This is a genomic window from Shimia sp. NS0008-38b, assembly GCF_040370365.1.
Lineage (GTDB): Bacteria > Pseudomonadota > Alphaproteobacteria > Rhodobacterales > Rhodobacteraceae > Shimia.
Genome location: NZ_BAABWQ010000003.1, coordinates 739684 through 752986, shown reverse-complemented (window position 1 = coordinate 752986; position 13303 = coordinate 739684). Strand labels below are relative to the sequence as shown.

Below are 13303 nucleotides of genomic sequence, written 5' to 3'. Positions count from 1 at the left end.
TTGGGCCCGGCTCAGCTTGCGCTGAGCCTATGGCGTCTAGCCGCTACGGCGCGCGAGCATTGCCAAGCGCAAGAACAATCGTTCCACCAGCGCCATCTCTGGCGCGCGTTGCCCAGCCGAGCGCAGCTGCAAATCGGTGTCCGTAAGCCCCGTCAAAGCTTGCTCTAGCTTTGTTGCGCCCCAGCCAGAAGCTTGGCGCACCATGCGATCCCGGCGCGGGCCGAAAATTGGCGGGCGCATTCGGGCTATCCCAGCTGCGGCACCGCCGGGGTCGGCGGCCGCGCCATAGAGTGCGCGAAAATGGCGGGTGGCGGAGATGATCAAAGAGACCGGGTTCACGCCTTGCGCTTCCAGTTTGCGCAGCACAGGACCAATCTCTTGAGCGCGTCCCTCAGCCACAATGTTGAGCACATCGTCAAGCGCAGCCTCTGTCGAGACCGGCGCGCAAGCCGCCACATCCTCTGACGTGACGGGCTGGGTGTCTTGGAATTTGTACAGTGCCAGCTTTTCGCAGGTCTGCCGGAAATCACCGGGGTCCAGTGCACGCGCCAAGTTGAACAGATCGGTCATCGCTTCTGAATCAATCGCGTGCAAACCGGCCGTTTTCAGATCCACCTCAATCTCTTCGCGGCTGGGCGGGTCGTTGTAGATCCCCACGGCATAGGCATTGTTATGGGTCTCAAACGCCTTGCGGATCTTGGAGCTGGCCTTGAGCTGCCCGGCTGTCACCACAATCTGGGCATCCCCCGGCATCCAGTCTTCCAAAGCGGCCAAAACCGCAGGCGCAGCCGTGTCGGTTGCATCCTCCACAAAGGCAACGCGGGGCCCAGGAAAAAAGCTCACTTCTTTGGTGGCATCGACCAGACGCGCTTTGTCTTTGCGCAGTTCCGCGCCGGGAATACGTGTGAGCCGCATTTCCTCTTCGCCCTGTGGGCCAATCAGTGCGGCAATCAGCTCCTGTCGCTTAAGCGCCACCCGCATCGCATCCGGCCCGTAAATCAGCACACCCGTGCGATTTGCATCTGGGGTGCCAAAATAGCGGTTGGCGTCACGCGCGCTTAACTTCATGCGGGTTTGGCCACTTCGGCGGCCTGCAGCTCAGCGACGATGCGATCTGCCAAAATCACCATCAAGCGCTCATAGGCATCCTGTTTGGAGGCCAGTTCTGACACCGTGCTGCCACTGGCAGAGTAGCTTACAAAGGTTGACACGCGCCCGGTGCTGCGCACCTCTGTGGTGCCCAGATCGCGCAGCGCATAGGTGACGGCCCCCAAGACATCAAAGCGGTTTGTCACCTGCGCAACGGTTTTGCCCACGGCCTGCTCGTCCAGTTCCATCGCCAGCGACAATCCATATTGCGCACCGCCGCCGGGCTGGCCAAGCCGATATTCCAGTTCGCGCACCAAAAGATAACTTTCGTGCGCGTCCGGTGCATCCACCAAAACGTTGTTGAGCAGACCAGAGGCAGCCCCATCGGTGCCATAAACAGGTGCAAATCCACAGCCGCTCACGGTGCTCCCAAAAGCAGCGGCAGATATCAAAAAGAGGCGGCGATTAAGCGACGACATTCACAATCCGACCGGGGACAACGATGATTTTCTTAGGCTGGGCCCCATCCAGCGTGCGCACCACAGCTTCCTGTGCCAGCGCCAGCTTTTCAACCTCTTCTTTTGGCATATCTTTGGGAACGGTGATTTCCCCACGCCGTTTGCCGTTGATTTGAATGGGCATGGTCACATTGGCCTCAATCAGCATCGCCTCATCGGCCACGGGCCACGGGGCGTTGACCACGAGACCTTCGCCGCCTTGATGCGCCCAGATGTCCTCTGCCAAATGCGGTGTCATTGGCGACATCAACTGCGCCAAGGTCATGATGGCTTCCCGCTTGGCGGCTTTACCGGCCTTGGATTTGGCAATCGCGTTGGTGAAAGCATAGAGCTTCGCAATTGACGCGTTAAAGCCAAAGCTCTCCACGCCCAGCGTCACATCGCGGATCGCTTTATGCATCTCGCGCAACAAGGTGTCATCGCCTTGCCCTTTGTCAGCCTCGTCCATGGTGCCAATCCTGTCACAGAGGCCCCAAACGCGGGTGAGGTGTTTGTAGGCGGCCTCCGCGCCTGAGGCGGTCCATTCCACATCCCGCTCGGGCGGGCTGTCAGACAACACAAACCAGCGCGCGGTGTCGGCGCCGTAGTTTTCGATAATAAAGAGAGGGTCCACCACGTTGTTCTTGGATTTGGACATCTTCGCAGATGGCACAATATCCACTTCCGAACCGTCCTCTTTCAAAAACGCTTTACCGTCGCGCAGCTCCACCTCTTCGGGGTAGAAATAACTCGGGCGACCGCTTTGATTTTCACGTTTGTAGATCGCGTGGGTCACCATGCCTTGGGTGAACAGCGCGTCAAAGGGCTCAATTGCCGTTTCTGGCAGATGGCCACAAATGTGCATCGCCCGCGCAAAGAACCGTGAGTAGAGCAGGTGCAGAATCGCGTGCTCAATGCCGCCGATGTATTGATCAACGTTCATCCAATACGCGGCGTCTTCGGCCACAGTGGGTGTGTCCGCCGTGGGCGCGGTGAAGCGCGCGAAATACCAAGAGCTGTCCACAAAGGTGTCCATCGTATCGGTCTCACGCTTCGCAGGTGCGCCACATTTCGGGCAACTGCAATCACGCCAGCTTGGGTGACGGTCCAGCGGATTGCCGGGCACCGAAAAATCAATGGCTTTGCCGTCTTCATCATACGGCAGCGCGATTGGCAGGTTTTCTTTTTTCTCCGGCACCACGCCACAGCTGTCACAATGCACCACAGGAATGGGGCAGCCCCAATAACGCTGACGGCTCAGGCCCCAATCGCGCAGGCGGAAGTTGGTCACGCCTTTGCCCCAACCGGCCTTCTCGGCAAAATCGATGGTCACATCGATGGCCTCTTGGCCGGTGGCCTCATCCAGACCAGCAAAATGGTTCACCCATTTCACCTTTTCGTCTTTGCCTGGCACAAAGGCGGTTTTGTCCACTGGTGTCTCATCACCAATCGCATAGAACGTATCGACCACCGGCAAATCATACTTGCGGCAGAAATCCAAATCGCGCTGATCATGTGCAGGACAGGCAAAAATCGCGCCCGTGCCGTAATCCATCAGAATGAAATTCGCGATCCAGACCGGCAGGTCCCACTCAGGGTTCAGCGGGTGTTTCACACGAATGCCGGTGTCATAGCCCAACTTCTCGCCGGTCTCGATGGCCTCTTCGGTGGTGCCACCCTTGCGGCACTCCGCCACAAAGGCCGCGACCTCAGGGTGAGACGCTTCCAGCTCCTTCGCAATCGGGTGGTCGGGCGAAATTCCGACAAAAGACGCACCCATCAAGGTGTCTGGGCGTGTCGTGTACACGGTGATTGGCTCGCCACCATCTGTGCGCTCAAACCCAAACTCCAACCCGCGGGACTTGCCGATCCAGTTCTCTTGCATCAGCCGCACCTTGGCAGGCCAATTGTCCAGATCGTCTAGGGCTGTCAGCAATTCATCAGAGTGCTCTGAAATCTTAAAGAACCATTGCGTCAGTTCACGCCGCTCCACCAAGGCGCCAGAGCGCCAACCACGGCCCCCTTCAACTTGCTCGTTGGCAAGCACGGTCATGTCGACCGGGTCCCAGTTCACCACAGCGTTCTTGCGATAGACCAGACCTTTTTCAAGGAAGTCGAGGAACAGCGCCTGCTGCTGTCCGTAATAATCCTCATCACAGGTCGCAAACATGCGCGACCAATCAAGTGACAGGCCCAGCGGCTTCATCTGTTCCACCATCGTGTCGATGTTGGAATAGGTCCAATCCTTGGGGTGTCCCCCGCTGGCCATTGCGGCGTTCTCGGCCGGCATACCAAAGGCGTCAAAGCCCATAGGGTGCAGCACGTTGTGACCGGTGGCGATTTTGTAGCGCGCGATCACATCCCCCATGGTGTAGTTGCGCACATGCCCCATGTGCAGTTTGCCAGACGGGTAAGGGAACATCTCCAGCACGTAGTATTTGGGCTTGGCTTCATCCCGAACGGCCTTAAAGGTTTCGTTCTTGCTCCAGGCTTCTTGCCAGCGGGCTTCGATCTCAGCGGGGCTATAGCGCGACATAGGGTGTCACCTTTTTGATTCTGGTCTCAGCCACCCATTGCGTGGCGCGGTTCGGGCAAGGTGATAGGCCGACAGGCCCGCTGGGTCCAGCAAGAAGCGCCTCAATTTGACCTATGCACTGGCTTACCCAAGACAATTTCTGCGCTATACAGGCTGAAACAGAAGAATTTTACAGGTACAAACGCGTGAAGATCCTTTTCATTCACCAGAATTTCCCCGGACAGTTCAAGCATCTGGCCCCCGCATTGGTGGAGCGCGGCCATGATGTGCGGTGCATCACATTGCGTGTCAAAGAGCCTGGGGGGTGGAAAGGGGTCAAACTGTATCCCTATGCGATCAAACGCAAACCGGCGCAGGGGTTACATCCATGGATGGTGGATTTCGAAACCAAGATGTTGCGGGCTGAGGCTTGCTATAGTGTAGCACGCCAAATTCGGGATGCAGAGAATTATACGCCGGATGTGATTGTTGCGCACCCCGGCTGGGGCGAGTCGATGTTTTTGCGCGATCTCTGGCCCACAGCGCGCATTGGTCTGTACGGTGAACTCTACTACACACTTAAAGACACGGACACGAGCTTTGACCCTGAGTTTCCCAAAGCCCATGACGACACGGAGTCTATCCGGCTGCGTCTGAAGAACATCAACAATATGATGCACCGTCAGACCGTTGATCTGATGATCAGCCCCACACAGTTCCAAGCATCAACATTCCCCGAGGAGTACCAAGACCTGATCAGCATCATTCACGATGGCATTGATACAGATGTGGTGCGGCCAAACGCAAAGGCATCCTTTGCGCTTGATGATGACACGGTCCTTACGCGTGAAGATGAGGTCATCACGTTTGTGAACCGCAATCTGGAACCATACCGAGGGTATCACGTCTTTATGCGCGCCCTGCCGGACTTGCTGAAGGCGCGACCAAATGCACATGTGCTGATTGTCGGTGGGGACGAGGTCAGTTATGGCGCGCAACCGCCCAAAGGCACCACGTGGAAACAGAAATACATCGACGAAGTGCGTGGCAAAATCCCAACTCCCAACTGGGAGCGGGTGCATTTCTTAGGCAAAGTGCCTTATGATCAATTCCTCTCGATGCTGCAAATCAGCCGCGCACATGTCTATTTGACCTATCCATTTGTGCTCAGCTGGTCCTTGTTGGAGGCGATGTCTATCGGCGCGCCGATCATTGCGAGCGACACCGCCCCCGTGGCAGAGGTGATCAAACACGGCGAAACCGGCCGCTTGTTCCCTTTCTTTGACGGCGATCGCATGGTTGCGGAAATTTCCACGGTTTTGGAGGATGCCGACATGCGTGCACATATGGCGCAAGCTTCCCGTGCCATGGCGGTTGAGACGTATGATTTGCAAAATCACTGCCTTCCAAAACAACTCGACTGGATAGACAGTCTCTACAACATGGACCCGGGAGCATTGCGCAGCTGATACAAAAAAAGCCGCGGCATTTCTGCTGCGGCTCATTGTAACGCGTGTCTTAGAGGTGCTTAGATCTTGCGGTCCTGAATGCGCAGCTGGCGCGCGCGGGTCAGGATAGCGTCTTCCACAGCCCGTGCAGTGCTTTCGGGCACGGCGCGTCCACCGCTGGATTGCAGCGCAACATTGAGAGAACGCGCATCAAGCGCTGAGTCGCGGATATAGATCGTGGCACGGTAGGACCGTCCGCCACCCGGAGGTGTGCCGTAGCCAGTAGAGATCACGCCACTAAAGGGGTCCACAGTTTGCACTGGCAGGAAATCAAGCACTTCAAGCGACGCCGCCCAAAGATATTTGTTCACACGGACAGTTTCATCTGAGTTGTCCGGGCCAAAGGCGTCCCAAATCGTCTCACGTTCTTGAGTGTATTCCGTCGTGCGACCATCCAACAGCAAGCCAGTGGGGTTTTTATTCCTATTGCCACAGGCCGTTAGGGTGAGCGCAGCAACAAGTGCGGCCAAAAGGACGGGACGACGGTGAAGTTCCATTAAACTGCCTCAAGACGTGGTTTGTACCCGTCCTAGCCAAGCTGCGCCACTTGAGCAAGAGTCTTGCAGAAGTCTTTGGAGCAGTCGTGACGGTGTCTATAGATGCCCCATGCCTGTCAAATGGTTAACTTATCGGCGAAATTTTGCCACTATGGTTGGGTGTGGCATGTCTGCACCACGTCTGGTCACTTTCTCTTAAAGCTTTTCGATGCGCTTGCCAAAACACCCCAAAAAGAGCGAGAGACTACCGCATACCCAATTACGGATTCTCCGGGTTGGGCGCATGAATTGGAAATCCGAGGGAAAAATCATGAAAAAGATTCTCTTCGCTACAACTGCACTGGTTGCAACCGCATCCGTAGCAGCAGCAGAATTGGCCGTATCCGGCTCCGCACGTTTTGGTCTGACTTACGAAGAAAACCGCGCTGAAGAAACTATTCTTGAGCAGCGTATTCGTATCAACTTCACTGGCATCGCAGAAACCGATGGCGGCGTTAAGTTCGAAGCTCGTATCCGTCTTGAGTCCAACGAAGGTTTCACATCCGACGCAGGCAACAGCACTTCTAACGGTTCTACCGGTGTTGGCCCAGGCGCAGTTGGCTTCGCAGTATCCACTGGCGGTCTGCGTGTTGACGTAGGTTCCGTATCTGACGTTCTGGACTCCGGCGATCACTTCAGCTGGGGTGGTACTGGTGTAGGCTTCACAGGCTTCATCGAGCAGAACTCCAACAAAGAAGGCTTCATTGCTAACGGTTTCTCCGGTGCAGGCAACGAAGACGCTAACACTGTTAAAGTTCTGTACTCTGCAGGCGATTTCGCAGTCAGCGCTTCTTACACCGAAGCAAACGATCTGCCAGCAGCCGACGCTGACGCTGCAGAAGAAAACTTCCAAGTTGGTGCAAGCTACAGCTTCGGCGCGCATAAAGTTGGTTTGGCTTACGGTAGCTCCGACTCCAGCGACCAGTGGGTCCTTGGTGCTGGTGGTTCCTTTGGTGACTTCGGCTACAACGTGATTGTTGGTGACAACGACGCACAAGACGACATCCTGGTTGGTGCTTCTGGCTCCTACGCGATTTCCGCAGCGACCACTCTGGTTGCAGCTGTTTCCACAGGTGGCGACACAGCAAACGACACTTCCTTCGGTATCGGTGTTAACCACTCTCTGGGTGGCGGCGTTACTCTGGGTGCCGGTGTTGGTTCCAACGCAGCTGGCAACACAGCAGCTGACCTGGGTGTAAAATTCAGCTTCTAATAGCTGAACAACACCAAGTCTTTTGGGGCGGGCTCGCAAGAGCCTGCCCCTTTCTTTTTGCGCAAAAGTGTGATGTCTGCGACCTGCCACCAACGAAGGGTTTGCTAATGTCGCTCACCGAAATTTCCGCCCACATCGCCAAAGCAGAGGCCGCCGCAGGCCGTCCTGAAGGTGCAGCCCAGTTGATCGCGGTCAGCAAGCGGCAACCAGATGCACGTGTCATCGAGGTCTTGGAACAAGGTCACCGGCTTTTTGGTGAGAACCAAGTGCAAGAGGCCGCAGGTAAATGGCCCATTTTCCGCGAAACCTATCCAGATGCCAAGGTGCATCTGCTTGGCCCGCTTCAAACCAACAAAGCCCGACAAGCGATGGGATTGTTTGATGCCATCCATTCTCTGGATCGCCCCAAACTTGCCAAGACTTTGGCCCGTCTCGCGCAGGAAGAGGGCCATTGTCCGGAGCTGTTCATTCAGGTGAACACCGGTGAAGAAGCACAAAAATCTGGTGTCCTTCCGTCTGAGATCGAGGCCTTTGTGGTAGAGTGTAGTGCGTTGGATTTGCCTGTGGTCGGTCTGATGTGCATCCCGCCTGTGGATGAAGAACCTTCTTTGCATTTTGCGCTCTTGGCAAAACTCGCCGCCCGCACAGGCCTGTCCGGGCTTTCGATGGGCATGAGTGGCGACTACGAGCGCGCTGTGGCGCTTGGGGCCACACATGTGCGCGTGGGGTCTGCTATTTTTGGGGCACGCGATTACTAAATCTCCGGATCTGAATGCTCCCAAAATGCCCTGAAGAATTGACTACCTGACGATCACGCGTGTGCCCGGTGTGGCACGCGCAGCTATCCAGCGTAAATTTGAACGCGAAAAGGCGATACAGCCCTCTGTGCAATATCCGGGACGGCGCCATTGATGCATAAAAATAGCAGAGCCCGCCCCTGGCGTGGCCTGAGGCCAGTTCCAGTCTAGCACCAAGATTAAGTCGTAGAGCGGATCGCTGCGGCGCAAACGCTCATGGCTGGCTCCGTAAGGCGCGCACACCCATTGGTTATAGGCCGTGTCACCGGACTCATCTGACCAAAGATCATCTTTACCAATCGGCTCCGCCCAGCTGGTGGGTCTGGCCATCCGATCAGCTCGGTAGAGCAGGCCAACAACATGGTGGGTGCCCCGAGGTGTCGCGCCATCCCCCTCTTGTTTGGTGGACGTCAGGCCGCCTTTGCCAATGCTACACGGAATATACCGGCCCCAGAAACGTACGCCGCGTGGCGTCAGCACCAGATCATTGGGCGTCACAGCATATGTCCCGATTTACGGGCCTTGGTGGCCAGATAATGTTGATTGTATGCATTTTCGCCCACTTTAAGTGGCACGTGTTCTGTGACGGCGATGCCCGCTTTTTGCATCATCTCGATTTTGCGGGGGTTGTTGGTCAGCAGCCGCACCTGTGAAAATCCCATTTCCTGTAGAATTTTTGCACCAATCCGAAAATCGCGCTCATCATCTTCAAATCCCAGACGGTGGTTGGCCTCAACGGTGTCAAAGCCTTGATCTTGCAAGGAATAAGCCCGCATTTTATTGGCCAACCCGATGCCGCGGCCTTCTTGGTTTAAGTACAGCAATATGCCTTCACCGGCTTGCCCCATATGGGCCATGGCGGCATGCAATTGCGGGCCACAGTCACATTTAAGACTCCCCAAAACATCCCCGGTGAAACAGGCGGAATGCAATCTCGCCAGCACTGCGCGGTCGCGTGAAGGGCGGCCCACTTCAATGGCATAGTGCTCCGCGCCGCCATCTTCCGGACGAAAAATGTGCAACCGTCCCGCATCCGCGGCTGCCATGGGAAGTTTGGCATGCACCACCGGGTGGAGCGGACTCGTCGCAGCCAAATGAGGCTCTGCCAGTGCTGCTGAGATCACGGTCAATCCATGCGCGAGCGCAAATTCGGCAGCCTCTGGAAGGGCAACAGTCAGGGCCGCAGGCAACAGCTGTGCGGATTTCACGATCTTGACAGCGGCACGGTGCAGATCAGCTTGGCCTTCGCGTTCTGTAAGCAGAGGGCCCTTCATCGGGTTGCGCAGATCATCTTCCGGGGCGGCAATGCTCTGCGCCCATGCGAGATCAACATCCGCAGGCAATGTGACACGGGCCACATCACCATCGTAGGCGCGCGCTTTCAAAGTGTCGGCGCGCCGGGCAGTGATCACCAGATGCGGCGCATTGGTCAGGGTGCGCACCTCCGCAAGGCGCGACTCGGTCAGGGTTTCCACGGCCAAGACCAGCAGTGGTGTGTCGCCTCCCGTAAGCACAATTGGCACCCCCATTCGCAGGTCTGCGCGCGCGCGCGCCAATCTTTCTATGATGTCGGGTGCAAAACTCATGGTGTCCTCAGCCGTTGGCGCATCACATGTAGCCTTGATTGCAGCAATATGAAACATTTGACGCTGCTGAAACACGAGGCCGTGAGGCGATTGCAGTAAATCTTGTCGCCTGCGTGATCCAACCTCAAATGGATGACAACACGGCAACCCGGAGATGACTATGGCACAGTTGAAAAAAGTCCTGTTGGTGGACGATGATGATGATCTGCGCGAAGCGCTGTCTGAGCAGTTGGTGATGACCGAGGACTTCGACGTTTTTGAAGCGGCCAACGGTTCGGAAGCAATGTCACGGGTCAAGGAAGGTCTCTACGATATTATCATCCTAGACGTGGGGCTGCCTGACACGGACGGTCGCGAGCTGTGCCGCCTGATGCGCAAGCAGGGCGTCAAAAGCCCAATCCTGATGCTGACTGGTCACGACAGTGACGCAGACACCATTCTGGGGCTCGATTCGGGTGCCAACGACTACGTGACCAAACCCTTTAAGTTCCCAGTGCTGCTTGCGCGGATTCGCGCCCAATTGCGTCAGCACGAGCAATCTGAAGACGCTGTGTTCCAGTTGGGGCCATATACGTTCAAACCGTCGATGAAGCTACTGACCACGGATGATGAACGTAAGATTCGCCTCACGGAAAAAGAGACAAACATCCTGAAGTTTCTGTATCGCGCCACGGACGGTGTAGTGGCTAGGGACGTGTTGCTCCACGAGGTCTGGGGGTACAACGCGGGTGTCACAACACACACGTTGGAGACACATATCTACCGTTTGCGCCAGAAAATTGAACCCGATCCCTCCAATGCGCGATTGCTCATTACGGAGAGCGGCGGATATCGGCTGGTGGCATAAACCCGCCGATTTGAGCCTGCAACACTTCTGAAACAGAAAGCAGTTACTAAATATGTTACGTTGATGTGGCTCAAAGCATTATCTGAGCCACTGCATTTACAACGACGAACGTGTTCCCGCTCATGTCCGGGTTATGACATGAACCTCCCTGTTGGACTGGCCCGGGCTTTGGCTCGGGCCTTTTTTTGTTTCGGCTCCTGTCTATGCGAATATGCAGGGTCAATTGCGCAGGATTTCGCATTGGCAGATGTGGGTGGCATCGCTAGGGTCGGCTCAAAATCAGCCGGGAGCGCCACATGTCCTTCACTCTTGCCACTTGGAACATCAACTCGGTGCGGTTGCGCGAGCCGATTGTGCTGAAGCTCATGGAAGAAGAGGCGCCGGATGTCCTGTGCTTGCAAGAGTGCAAAAGCCCAGTGGATAAGATTCCAACGGAAGCTTTTGCTGCGCTTGGCTACACGCATATGGTGGCGCGCGGGCAGAAGGGCTACAATGGTGTTGCCATCTTTTCCAAGATTCCAATGGTTGAAGCCGCCAGCGAAGATTTTGCCGATCTCGGCCACGCCCGTCACATCGCAGGTCAGCTGGAAAATGGCGTGACGGTGCACAATTTCTACGTGCCCGCAGGCGGGGACGTCGCGGACCGGGAAAAGAACGAGAAATTTGGCCAAAAGCTCGACTATCTTGCAGACATGCGTGACTACTTTCGCAAAGACAGCCCGCAAAAAGCCATTCTTGTTGGTGACCTAAACATCGCGCCCCGCGAAGATGACGTGTGGGATCATAAGAAGCTTTTGAAAGTGGTCAGCCACACGCCAATTGAAGTCGAGAAGCTGGCGGAAACTCAAGAGGCCGGTGGCTGGATTGACATCACCCGACAGGATATCCCGGACGGGCGGCTATACAGCTGGTGGTCATACCGTGCGCGGGATTGGGATGCCGCCGACAAGGGGCGTCGCCTTGATCACATCTGGGCCACAGGCGACATTTCCAACGCGGGACACTCCAGCCGCGTTTTCCGCGATGCCCGTGGCTGGGAAAAACCTTCTGACCATGCTCCGGTGTTTGCCACGTTTGACCTGTAATAATCGCGGGCTCTCGTCCTGAAACCCCACATCAAAGCTGGGGTGCTTTGCATTGGTATAGCGCCGCGACATGCGCGGCTCCGGCGCTCTATTTGGACCAACCAGCGTACCTGGCATCTGCGTCTTTCCTGTCCTGATAGAGCCAAACCATGCGATCCACCGACCAGAGTTTGGCACCGATCATCAAGCTGAGCCCAAAAAGGGTCATGCCGATGTCCATCTGCCACATCCCATAGATCCAAGGCAGCGCCCCAAAGCCAGCCACCATGCTGAGCGCCACAGCCCATTGTATGTGATGTTTCGGAATTTCAATGGCATGTCGGTTCAATAGAATACGTTCGCCGAACGTGCCGTGGGCGGCCCAATTGTTGGTGGTTTTGGGCTCTGAAAAGGCGCGCGGGTTATACCACACCCACAGCAGGACCAGTGCAACCGGGCCCAATGCGCCCCAGCCGAGCCAGAGCCGTGACCAGATCGCAAGCGTCATGAGGGGCAGGATCGACATGCGACTGTAGACGCTCCAAGGGTTGGCATGGCGTGCCCAAGCGGCCTCATCCATCCTCATCATGCGTTCAGAAAGCGCAAAAATGTCCCATTTCTTTGCCATGTGCAGGCAACTCCTCTCTTGGTTTCTGCGGCTCTGCCATCCATATAGGGGACAAGTTCCAGACGGAGAACATTGAGACATGGAAATTCTTGGTACTGGCGCGCCCGCCACGCCCGCCGCAGCTGATTTGATCAAAGACGTTTCAGAGGCCACATTCATGGCGGAAGTCGTGGATGCCTCCATGAGCGTTCCTGTGATTGTTGATTTTTGGGCCCCTTGGTGCGGTCCGTGCAAAACCCTCGGCCCGGCGTTGGAAGCAGCCGTAACTGCCGCTGGTGGGGCTGTGAAGATGGCCAAGATCAATGTGGATGAGAATCAAGGCATCGCTGGTCAGATGCGTGTGCAATCTATCCCAACAGTTTATGCCTTCTGGCAGGGTCAGCCGGTGGACGGCTTTCAAGGTGCAGTGCCGCCCAGCGAGATTGATGCCTTTGTCGCCCGCGTCGTGGAAGCAGGTGGCGGTGAAGTGCCGGATGGAGGATTGGCCGATGCTTTGGTTGCGGCCGAAGAGATGCTGACCGAGGGTGATGCAGCCTCTGCCGCAGAAACCTTTGCCGCGATTGCTGAGCAAGATCCTGAAAACGCCGAAGCTTTTGCCGGTGTGGCGCGCGCCTATTTGGCGATGGAACAAGTGGATGAAGCCGAAGCTGTGATCAACGGTGTGCCAGAGGTGATTTCGGCGGCTGCAGAGATTGAAGCGGTGCGTGCCCAGATCGAATTGGCGCGTCAGGCGGAAAACGCCGGTCCAGTTGCGGAACTGCGCGCGGCAGTTGACGCCGATCCTGACAACCACCAGGCCCGTCTCGATCTGGCACAGGCTCTGCATGGCGCGGATCTGGTCGAAGAAGCGGTAAACGAGCTGTTGGAGCTGTTCCGCCGGGATCGGGAATGGAACGACGGCGCCGCCAAAGCGCAGCTGTTCACCATCTTTGAAGCCCTCAAACCCAACGATCCAGTGGTGTTAAATGGGCGGCGTAAGCTGAGCTCAATTATCTTTGCTTGAACCCGCTTTGCGGATCGCTG

General features: G+C 56.4%; 13 protein-coding genes. 6 read left to right on the top strand and 7 right to left on the bottom strand.

Annotation, left to right across the window (positions count from 1 at the left end):
* Positions 1-36: 36 nt before the first annotated feature.
* Genes holA through leuS form a run of 3 tightly spaced genes read right to left on the bottom strand, consistent with a single transcriptional unit; the run spans position 37 to position 4122 of the window.
* Positions 37-1068 (bottom strand): DNA polymerase III subunit delta, encoded by a 1032-nt coding sequence (gene holA, locus ABWV47_RS15860; RefSeq protein WP_353313532.1) that lies wholly within the window; start codon positions 1066-1068, stop codon positions 37-39.
* Positions 1065-1511: a hypothetical protein gene (locus ABWV47_RS15855; RefSeq protein ID WP_353313530.1), complete on the bottom strand. Its 447-nt coding sequence runs from the start codon at positions 1509-1511 to the stop codon at positions 1065-1067. The genes holA and ABWV47_RS15855 overlap by 4 nt, the downstream gene beginning before the upstream one ends.
* Before the next feature lie 43 nt (positions 1512-1554).
* Entirely contained in the window at positions 1555-4122 is a 2568-nt protein-coding gene (gene leuS / locus ABWV47_RS15850; protein WP_353313528.1) for a leucine--tRNA ligase, read from the bottom strand.
* Positions 4123-4307: 185 nt separating this feature from the next.
* On the opposite strand from leuS, the gene ABWV47_RS15845 reads away from it, so the two are divergent.
* Positions 4308-5570: a glycosyltransferase family 4 protein gene (locus ABWV47_RS15845; protein ID WP_353313526.1), complete on the top strand. Its 1263-nt coding sequence runs from the start codon at positions 4308-4310 to the stop codon at positions 5568-5570.
* Positions 5571-5629: 59 nt separating this feature from the next.
* Here the strand turns inward: ABWV47_RS15845 and ABWV47_RS15840 are convergent, their stop codons facing one another.
* Complete coding sequence (locus ABWV47_RS15840) at positions 5630-6106, bottom strand: DUF3576 domain-containing protein (RefSeq protein ID WP_353313524.1); 477 nt, start codon at positions 6104-6106, stop codon at positions 5630-5632.
* A gap of 310 nt (positions 6107-6416) precedes the next feature.
* Between ABWV47_RS15840 and ABWV47_RS15835 the strand changes: the two genes are divergently transcribed.
* Both ABWV47_RS15835 and ABWV47_RS15830 read left to right on the top strand, forming a co-directional pair.
* A complete protein-coding gene (locus ABWV47_RS15835) occupies positions 6417-7358 on the top strand; it encodes a porin (RefSeq protein ID WP_353313522.1) in 942 nt (313 codons plus the stop codon).
* A gap of 107 nt (positions 7359-7465) precedes the next feature.
* Positions 7466-8116, top strand: a complete 651-nt coding sequence (locus tag ABWV47_RS15830) for a YggS family pyridoxal phosphate-dependent enzyme (RefSeq protein ID WP_353313520.1) — start codon at positions 7466-7468, stop codon at positions 8114-8116.
* Between the two features lie 42 nt (positions 8117-8158).
* Here the strand turns inward: ABWV47_RS15830 and ABWV47_RS15825 are convergent, their stop codons facing one another.
* Together ABWV47_RS15825 and ribA are read right to left on the bottom strand one after the other, a co-directional pair.
* Positions 8159-8653, bottom strand: a complete 495-nt coding sequence (locus ABWV47_RS15825; protein ID WP_353313518.1) for a L,D-transpeptidase family protein — start codon at positions 8651-8653, stop codon at positions 8159-8161.
* Positions 8650-9741 (bottom strand): GTP cyclohydrolase II, encoded by a 1092-nt coding sequence (gene ribA / locus ABWV47_RS15820; protein WP_353313908.1) that lies wholly within the window; start codon positions 9739-9741, stop codon positions 8650-8652. The genes ABWV47_RS15825 and ribA overlap by 4 nt, the downstream gene beginning before the upstream one ends.
* Positions 9742-9901: 160 nt before the next feature.
* Here ribA and ABWV47_RS15815 point away from each other — a divergent pair, with 160 nt between their 5' ends.
* On the top strand, positions 9902-10588 hold the full coding sequence (locus ABWV47_RS15815) for a response regulator transcription factor (protein WP_353313516.1): 687 nt from the start codon (positions 9902-9904) through the stop codon (positions 10586-10588).
* A gap of 296 nt (positions 10589-10884) precedes the next feature.
* Positions 10885-11673 carry an exodeoxyribonuclease III gene (gene xth, locus ABWV47_RS15810; RefSeq protein WP_353313514.1) on the top strand — a complete coding sequence of 263 codons (789 nt, stop codon included), beginning with the start codon at positions 10885-10887 and terminating at the stop codon, positions 11671-11673.
* An 88-nt stretch (positions 11674-11761) separates the two neighbouring features.
* On the opposite strand, the gene ABWV47_RS15805 is transcribed toward xth, so the two are convergent.
* Positions 11762-12280, bottom strand: coding sequence for a DUF6653 family protein (locus tag ABWV47_RS15805; RefSeq protein WP_353313512.1), 519 nt, complete (start codon positions 12278-12280; stop codon positions 11762-11764).
* Positions 12281-12359: 79 nt separating this feature from the next.
* On the opposite strand from ABWV47_RS15805, the gene ABWV47_RS15800 reads away from it, so the two are divergent.
* Entirely contained in the window at positions 12360-13283 is a 924-nt protein-coding gene (locus ABWV47_RS15800; RefSeq protein WP_353313510.1) for a tetratricopeptide repeat protein, read from the top strand.
* The last annotated feature ends 20 nt before the right edge of the window (positions 13284-13303 follow it).